The sequence below is a fragment of the Chitinophaga sp. genome, assembly GCF_036566945.1.
Classification (GTDB): Bacteria; Bacteroidota; Bacteroidia; order Chitinophagales; family Chitinophagaceae; genus Chitinophaga.
Window position 1 is genome coordinate 1 of sequence record NZ_DATCVJ010001011.1, and the last position, 6357, is coordinate 6357.

Consider the following 6357-nt stretch of genomic DNA (forward strand, 5'->3'; position numbering starts at 1 on the left):
CCGCCGATGACGCTGATCTTAAACTCTGTTTTCAGGTAATTTAAAAAATAATATAACATATGTTTTAGTCGTAACCGGTCCTCCGCTGTTCGGGAGACCGGTTTTTAAGTCATTGGATTATTAAGTATCTCTGTTTCAGTTTTAATTTTACTTGTCCATCAGCTTCATCATCTCCATCAGCACTTCTTTATCATCGAAGTGGTGTTTCACTCCTTTGATTTCCTGGTATTTTTCATGTCCTTTTCCGGCCACGAGGATAATGTCTTCGCGGTTTGCCAGGGAGAGCGCTGTTTTAATGGCTTCTTTTCTGTCGGTAATGGAAATGACTTTTCTTTTCAGGTGAACGGGCACACCAGCTTCCATTTCATGGATAATCGCTACCGGATCTTCCGAGCGGGGATTATCTGATGTCAGGATCACGCGGTCACTGTTTTCAACGGCTACATCGCCCATGATAGGGCGTTTGGTGGTGTCTCTGTCGCCACCGCAACCTACTACCGTAATCACCTGTTCATTGCCTTTACGCAGATTTTTGATCGTGGCCAGTACATTTTTCAATGCGTCCGGGGTATGAGCATAATCTACTATAGCAATGATTTGTTCTTTGTCTGAAATGATATAATCGAACCTGCCTTCTGCGCCTTGTGTGTCGCTGAGGGCTTGTAAGACTTTGGCTTTATCTATACCCAGTAATACTGCGGCGCCATATACTGCCAGCAGGTTGTAGGCATTGAATTCACCAATCAGGCGGAAATGTACTTCTGTGTCACCTACCAGCATCACCAGTCCTGTCAGGTTATTTTCCAGGATCTTTCCTTTGAAATCTGCCAGGGTGCGGAGGCTATAGGTAGCTTTTTTCGCTTTGGTGTTTTGCAGCATCACGGTACCTCTTTTATCATCGAGGTTGGTGATGGCAAATGCGCCTGCCGGGAGGTTGTCAAAGAATGATTTTTTCACCCGGATGTATTCATCAAAAGTTTTGTGATAGTCCAGGTGATCATGGGTGATATTACTGAAGATGCCTCCCGCGAATTTTAATCCTGCAATACGTTGCTGGTGAATCGCGTGGGAGCTTACTTCCATAAACACATACAGGCAACCATCATCTACCATCTGTGCCAGTAAGGCATTGAGATTAATAGGATCCGGGGTGGTATGTGTGGCAGGTATAACGGTGTCGCCTATCTGATTTTGTACCGTAGATAATAGTCCACAGTGATATCCCAGTTTGGTAAACAAACGGAACAACAGGGTAGCGATGGTTGTTTTACCATTGGTACCGGTTACGCCTACCAGTTGTATTTTATGAGAGGGGTTATCATAGAAGTTGCCTGCCATGATACCGCTGCTGTTGGCGCTGTTACTTACCTGTACGTAGCATATATTTTCAGATAACTGTTCCGGTAATGTTTCGCAGATCACTGCCACAGCTCCCAGGCCGATAGCTTTTTCAATGTATATGTGTCCGTCCACATGTACTCCCTTCACCGCAATGAAAGCATCGCCGGCTCCGATGGATCTGGAGTCGGTGGTCAGGGCGTTGATGGTAATATCAGTATTACCATGCACCGCCAGGATGCTTACATTATACAATATGTCGCGCAGCGTCTTCATCTAACTCAGTTCTATTACGATTGTTTGTTCGTTTCCTATTTTAGTTCCGCCGGGGAGTGATTGTACTTTCACTTTTCCGGCGCCTTTTATTACCACGCGCAACCCTGCATTTTCGAGCAGGTAGAGCGCATCTTTCAATCCCATTCCGGTTACATCCGGTACCGCACCTTTTGTTTGGGTGACGGGTTGGAAGGCAATTTTGCGATCTGTAACCTTGGCACTTACCCAACTGTTATTGGCTGGTGCGGTGCTTATTGGCAGTTGCAGGGTACCGAGGATTTGTTTCCATTCGCCGCCTTTTCCATTTTTCAGGGACAGCAGAGTATCCAGTTGCATGGTGGCCTGCATGGGTTTTTGTCTTTCCACAGCAGTCGCATACAGTTTATCTGCCACTTCTCTAAACACCGGACCGGCAACGTTTGCACCGTAAAAGCGCAAAGCGTGCGGTTTATTTTTTATCACTACCACGCAGGTATACTGCGGATCATTTGACGGGAAATAGCCGGCAAATGATGATTGATAGATTTTGTCGGCATATCCGCGGTTGCCATTCGCCACGAGTGCGGTGCCTGTTTTACCAGCGAAGTTGTAATAAGGAGTACGTAATTTCTTAGCGGTACCCTCTATTGGCACACCTTCGAGCATGGCCTGCAGCTGTTTCAGCGTGCTTTGTGAGCAGATGCTGTCTAACACTACAGTGGGCTCAAATTGTTTTACTACCTGGCCATATTCCTGGATGGAGTTGACTAGGTAGGGTTTCATCATTTTACCGTTGTTAGCGACTGCGTTGTACAGCATGCATGTTTGCAACGGGCTTATCAATACTTCATATCCGAAAGCCATCCATGGGAGGGAAGTATTGCTCCATGTTTTGGAGGCAGTGGTTTTAATCACTGGTCTTCCTTCGCCTATGAGGTCTATTCCGGTGCTCTGATCGAGTCGCAATCTTTTCAGATGGGCGACAAACTTATTCGGTTGCCGGTTATAGAACTGGTAGGCCAGCTTTGCCATTCCCACATTGGAACTAAGTTCGAATGCGTGTTTTACGGTTACATTCTGGGGGCCGGGATGCGGTTCAGAGTCGAATACTGTTCTGCGTCCCACCTGCCAGTGGCCACCATCCATGTTTACCATGGAGTTCATGGTGGCGTATTTATCTTCCAGCACAGAGATAATAGTGGCCAGTTTAAAAGTAGAACCGGGTTCCGCTACCTGCAGTGCATAGTTCATATTTTCCCAGTAGCCGTTGCCGTTAGGATCTTTACCAAGGTTGGCAATGGCTTTTATTTTACCGGTTTTCACTTCCATGAGAATACAGGTACCATGGTCTGCTTCATTTTGCACCATCATGTTCATGAGGGCTGTTTCCACGATATCCTGCATGTTTACATCGATGGTCGTCACCACATCGCGTCCGTTTTCGGGTTCAATATCGTAACCGTCTACGGGGACATAGGTACCTCCGGCAATGCGGCGCATCAGTCTTTTACCGGTCACGCCTTTCAGGTATTCGTTGTAGGTTCTTTCGATGCCTACGCTCTGGGAGTTTTCGCGGGCCAGCCCGATGGTTCTGTTAGCCAGCAGTTTGAAGGGGTTGATGCGCTTACTTTTAGATTCAGCGATCATACCGCCTTTGTTTTTGCCGAGGCGAAACATGGGGAAGCTGCGTAGTTCCTGGTATTGATTAAAGGGCACATCTCTTTTTAATAAGAAGTAGCGGTCCTTTGATCTATATCCTTCCTGCAGTAATTGTTTATAGGCAACTTTGCTACGATCACCAAATGTTTCAGACAATTTATAAGCAAGGGAGTCTACGTTTTCCGTGAATATTTTACCGTTTTTATCGCGGAGTCCATCGGCGGCAAAGTCGATGCGGATGTCGAAATAAGGGATAGAGGTAGACAGCATTCTGCCTTCCTCAGAGTAGATGGTACCTCTTTCTGCGTCCAGTGCAACGTATCCGGTGTGGAGACTATCGGCCATCGCGCGCCAGTAGTTTCCCTGTACATTCTGTATATAGAATACTTTCACCAGAATGGCTACGCCAAACAGCATCATGCCGATCAGGCACAGATACACTCTCCACAATATGTCCTTTTTTACATCCACGTATTCATTTTAAGAGCTTTTAGCCATTAGCTGTTAGCTTTTAGATTATATTGAATTAGCTTTTAGCTATAAGCTATCAGCTGTTAGTTTATATTCCTTTGGCAGTTAGTTGTTAACATAAATGCCCTAAGTCATGGTTGACTAAGGGCTAAAAGCTAATAGCTAAAAGCTAAGAAGATACCTGACACTGGCTGCATTTGTATTTGAGATGCTTGCCATTGATTTGATTTACCAGCATCCCCGACCTGAGTTCAAGTCAGGCGGGCAGCGTCAGGCATCAATATTAAAATCATTTTTCTGTTTCCTTTTTCAGCACAATCTTTTGTGGAGGGGAGCTGAGTTGTTTAAGCCCCAGCGGCTCTACGGATTTACTGACTTCACTCATTTTGCTTCGAAACATGAGCTCACTTTTCACGTTGATGTACTCCCACTTCAGCTCTTTTATTTCTTTGCCAAGTTTGTTTATACGTCGGATTTTTTTTTCGGCGAGGTGACTATTCGCAATATAGATCAGGGCCAGGAAAGCCAGGAAGCCGATAAAGGGCATGTTTTGTACCAACGCTCTGTAGTTGATGCGCAAACGCCATTCTTTTCGTTGTTCCGGGGGAATATTGTTTTCTTCAGCCGGAATATCCTGGTTTGTTTCTATAGCTTCTTCCTGCAACACGCTCTATGCCTTTTTTAAAAATTGACAATATAAACCTGAACGCAAATCAAACAGATGTGTATAGGATAGGGTAGGATTTGGTGAGCGGTTTACTGCCGCATCACGCTTGTTTTTCGGCCACCCGCAGTTTTGCACTTCTGGATCTTCCATTAAGCTTCAATTCTGCATCGCTGGCGGTAACCGGTTTTTTTGTGATTAATCTGAACAATTTAGGGGGTGTTTCTTTCGCAAACGGATCTTCGGGTGCTTCTTCAAAACTTCCAGTCTTCATAAAATTTTTCACCATCCTGTCTTCCAGCGAGTGGAAAGTAATGACGGCGAGTCTGCCTCCCGGTTTAAGTACGTTGGTAGCTTGCTCCAGTAAATCTTTCAGAGCGCCCAGTTCATCGTTTACAGCTATACGCAATGCCTGAAAAACCTGTGCCAGGTACTTTTGCGGGTTGCCTTTTACAATGGGCTGAATCACGGATTTGAATTCAGTGATGGTGCGCATGGGGTGTGTTTTGCGCTGCTTTACAATTGTTTGTGCGAGGGTTTTGGCGTTGGTTACTTCTCCGTATTCCTGGAAAATCAGTTGTAACCGTGCTTCACCCCAAGTGGCCAGCAATTGTGCGGCAGTAAATTCGGTTCTCGTATCCATTCGCATGTCCAGATCGCCATCGAAGCGAATGCTGAATCCTCTTTCAGCGGTATCAAACTGGTGCGATGAAACGCCCAGATCTGCCAGTACTCCGTCTACCTGTTCTGCTTTATGTAATTTCAGAAAGCGTTGAAGGTGACGGAAATTTTGTTGTACAAAAGTTACGCGTTCGTCTATGATCCTGTTACGGTAAGCATCTTCATCCTGATCAAATACTATCAGTCGTCCTTTTTCACCCAGTTTCTCCAGTATGGCTTTCGAATGTCCTCCGCCTCCAAACGTGGCGTCTACATAAATCCCTTCGGGGTTTATCTGTAACAGCTCCGTTGTTTCCTGCAGCAGAACGGGTAAATGATATTGTTGTTCGCCCATATGCTCCCCTCTTTAAATTGAAATGTTGTTATCTCCTCCTCCCATTACCTGTTGTGCCAGATCACTGAACGCTCCTGGTGAGAAATTTTCAAAGAACTCCTGGTATTTACCTTTATCCCAGATCTCGATTTTATTGGATGCTGCTGCCAGCACAATATCTTTTTCCAGATTGGCGTAGGAGAGCAGGTTTTTCGGTACCAGCAGTCTTCCCGCGCTGTCTAACTCCAGAATGGTGGCCCCGTTCAAAAAGTACCGCCTGAATTCCCTTACTTTTGGGTCAAAGTCATTCAGCTTGCTGATACGTTCAAAAATTGGCTGCCATTCATTCATGGGATACAGGGACAAGCATTTTTCAAAGCCTCGGTTAATCACAAACTGTCCTCCGGCCCCGTCTGATAACTGCTTTTTAAATCCAGCAGGTAAAAGAAAGCGTCCTTTTGCGTCCAGCGTCGATTCATATTCACCGAGAAATCCTGTCATACCATGGGGCAAAGTCCTTGAAAATCCATTTTCTAACACAAAATAACACTTTTTCCCACTTTTTAACGAAAAAATACTTTATAAATTTTTTCCACAGATGGGATCGCCTGCATAGGAGGCCTTTTGCTTTCATTTATGCACTCATTGTGTGCATTCCAAAAGAATGTATGTGGATAATGTGTTGATAATAGTAGTTTGTATGTTCATATCCTATAAATCCCCTACCGGGCTTGTTGTTCCTGAAAGTGATGTTGGGTGGGAAAATAGTGCGATTAAATATTTATGCGTGTGCTTTTTTTCTAATTTGAGACTTTTTTAATTCATTCTTTATCTAAAAAAGGCAATTTTCCACATCCGGGTGGGAAAAATGTCAGCAAGTCCAACGGTGGTGGAAAACACCGCTTTCACCGATTTAATTCCCTCTTTTGCAAAATTTTAACAGCAATCAAAATCTCTCTGCCTTACATTTACATTT

At 44.8% G+C, this 6357-nt stretch carries 5 protein-coding genes; all 5 read right to left on the bottom strand.

Annotated features, from left to right (window positions below; all coding sequences use genetic code 11):
* Positions 1 to 147 precede the first annotated feature (147 nt).
* Positions 148 to 1614, bottom strand: coding sequence for a UDP-N-acetylmuramoyl-L-alanyl-D-glutamate--2,6-diaminopimelate ligase (locus tag VIP81_RS30225; RefSeq protein ID WP_331970668.1), 1467 nt, complete (start codon positions 1612 to 1614; stop codon positions 148 to 150).
* Positions 1615 to 3723: a penicillin-binding protein gene (locus VIP81_RS30230; protein WP_331970671.1), complete on the bottom strand. Its 2109-nt coding sequence runs from the start codon at positions 3721 to 3723 to the stop codon at positions 1615 to 1617.
* A gap of 289 nt (positions 3724 to 4012) precedes the next feature.
* Complete coding sequence (locus tag VIP81_RS30235; RefSeq protein ID WP_331970674.1) at positions 4013 to 4390, bottom strand: FtsL-like putative cell division protein; 378 nt, start codon at positions 4388 to 4390, stop codon at positions 4013 to 4015.
* Between the two features lie 100 nt (positions 4391 to 4490).
* Entirely contained in the window at positions 4491 to 5402 is a 912-nt protein-coding gene (gene rsmH, locus VIP81_RS30240; protein ID WP_331970677.1) for a 16S rRNA (cytosine(1402)-N(4))-methyltransferase RsmH, read from the bottom strand.
* A gap of 12 nt (positions 5403 to 5414) precedes the next feature.
* A complete protein-coding gene (gene mraZ / locus VIP81_RS30245; protein ID WP_106527296.1) occupies positions 5415 to 5882 on the bottom strand; it encodes a division/cell wall cluster transcriptional repressor MraZ in 468 nt (155 codons plus the stop codon).
* Between the last annotated feature and the right edge of the window lie 475 nt (positions 5883 to 6357).

Coding starts and splice junctions, on each gene's coding strand:
- VIP81_RS30225 (WP_331970668.1), bottom strand. CDS start 1,614: ATGAAGACGCTGCGCGACATATTGTATAATGTAAGCATCCTGGCGGTG.
- mraZ (WP_106527296.1), bottom strand. CDS start 5,882: ATGACAGGATTTCTCGGTGAATATGAATCGACGCTGGACGCAAAAGGA.
- rsmH (WP_331970677.1), bottom strand. CDS start 5,402: ATGGGCGAACAACAATATCATTTACCCGTTCTGCTGCAGGAAACAACG.